The sequence below is a fragment of the Xanthomonas sp. SHU 308 genome, assembly GCF_000364645.1.
Lineage (GTDB): Bacteria > Pseudomonadota > Gammaproteobacteria > Xanthomonadales > Xanthomonadaceae > Xanthomonas_A > Xanthomonas_A sontii.
The window spans coordinates 1-1,721 of record NZ_AQOK01000745.1; the positions used below are offsets into that span (position 1 = coordinate 1).

General features: G+C 70.4%; 2 protein-coding genes. Both read right to left on the reverse strand.

Annotation, left to right across the window (positions count from 1 at the left end; all coding sequences use genetic code 11):
• A partial coding sequence (locus D588_RS25605; RefSeq protein WP_017917214.1) for a DUF4105 domain-containing protein occupies positions 1 to 798 on the reverse strand: 798 nt, incomplete at its 3' end.
• Positions 795 to 1,676 (reverse strand): transporter associated domain-containing protein, encoded by an 882-nt coding sequence (locus D588_RS0119715; protein ID WP_026143915.1) that lies wholly within the window; start codon positions 1,674 to 1,676, stop codon positions 795 to 797. The genes D588_RS25605 and D588_RS0119715, both read right to left, overlap by 4 nt.
• Positions 1,677 to 1,721 lie beyond the last annotated feature (45 nt).

The window sequence follows — 1,721 nt, forward strand, 5'->3', positions numbered from 1 at the left end:
CGCCTGCACCAGCGGGCGGCCTTCGCTGTTGCGCACCTCGCTCAGGCTCTCGGCCAGGCGCATCGGCACGAAGGCCTCTTCCCAGCGCGACAGCGATTTGTCGGCGTACGGGCCCAGGCCCAGGTCGAAGCCCAGCCACATCCACGGTGCCGGCGAGGCCAGGCGGACCGATTCGCTGCGGTAGGTATTGCCGCGCGAGCGGCCGGACAGCTGCGCGTGCAGCGCGCCGCCCATGGCCCGGTCCAGCGCGTCGCGGACCATCGTGGCGCAGTTGGCGGTGTAGTAGTCGTAGCGGTAGCGCGCGTTCTCCGGGCGCGCGCGCCAGGCCAGCGCCTGCTGCAGCGCGCGTGCCTGCGCCGGGGCAAGGTCCAGCCACTGGATGTCGACGCCGCGGCCGGCTTCGCGGTATTGCTCCAGGTCCTCCTGCAGTGGCAGGGCGACCAGGTAGTAGCGCATGTCGCCGGCGGCGAAGCGGCCGACAAAGCCCGGTTCGCTGGGGTCGAAGAAACCGAAGTTGTACGAGGTGGCCTGGCCCGTGCGTGGGTCGAGCACCACGATGGCGTCGTGGCCAAAGCGCTCGAAGAACACTTCGCCGGGCTGCATCGTGGCCACGCCGATGCGCGGTGCGGGGTCGCTGGCGTCGGCTGGCGATCCTGTCGGCGCCGGCGGGGCGGCCAGCGGCGGCGGGGCCGCCGGATCCGCGGGCGGGGTCTGCGCAAAGGCCAACCCGGCCCACAGCGCCAGCAGCAGTCCCAGCCAGTACGCCGCGCGCGCGCGCGGCACGGTGCGCGCGCTCAAGCGCCGTCCTGCTCGGCGGGCGGCAGGATGGTGACGTGGAACGCCTGCACCCGGCGCGCGTCGGCCTTCGCCACACGGAACGCGAACCGCCCCAGGGTCAGTTCCTCGCCGGTCTCGGGCAGGTGCCCGATCGCCTCGGTGACCAGCCCGCCGACGGTGTCGTAGTCGTCGTCCGGGAAGTCGGCGCCGAAGCGCTCGTTGAAATCCTCGATCGGGGTCAGCGCATCCACCACGTACTGGCCGTCGGCCTGCGCAGCGATCAGCGAGGCTTCGTCCTCGGCGTCGTCGTGCTCGTCGTCGATGTCGCCGACGATCTGCTCCAGCACGTCCTCGATGGTCACCAGCCCGGCCACGCCGCCGTATTCGTCGACCACGATCGCCATGTGGTTGCGCGAGAGCCGGAACTCCTTGAGCAGCACGTTGAGCTTCTTCGACTCGGGAATCAGCACCGCCGGGCGCAGCAGTTCGCGCACCGTGCCGGGACCGTGGTCGGCGACCACGCCGCGCAGCAGGTCCTTGGCCAGCAGGATGCCGAGGATGTCGTCCTTGTTCTCGCCGTGCACCGGGAAGCGCGAATGGCCGGATTCGACCACCTGCTTCATCAGGTCGAGGAAGCGCGACTCCACCGGCAGCGACACCATCTGCGCGCGCGAGACCATCACGTCGCCGACGGTGAGTTCGGAGACCGACAGCGCGCCCTCCATCATGCGCAGCGTGTCGGCGGCGATCAGGCCATCGTGCTGCGCGTCGCGCAGCACCTCGACCAGATCGTCGCGGGTGTGCGGGTCGCCGGAGAACACCGAGGTCAGGCGTTCCAGCCAGCCGCGACGTTTTTCGTGGGATTCCGGGGAGGTACTACTCGGTCCGTCTTCTGACATGTTCTGTGGGTAGGCGCCCGGTCGAACGGGCGGTAGCCGCAAGTC

Excerpts from the sequence above, each read along its gene's own strand:
- D588_RS0119715 (WP_026143915.1), bottom strand. The coding sequence starts at position 1,676 with ATGTCAGAAGACGGACCGAGTAGTACCTCCCCGGAATCCCACGAAAAA.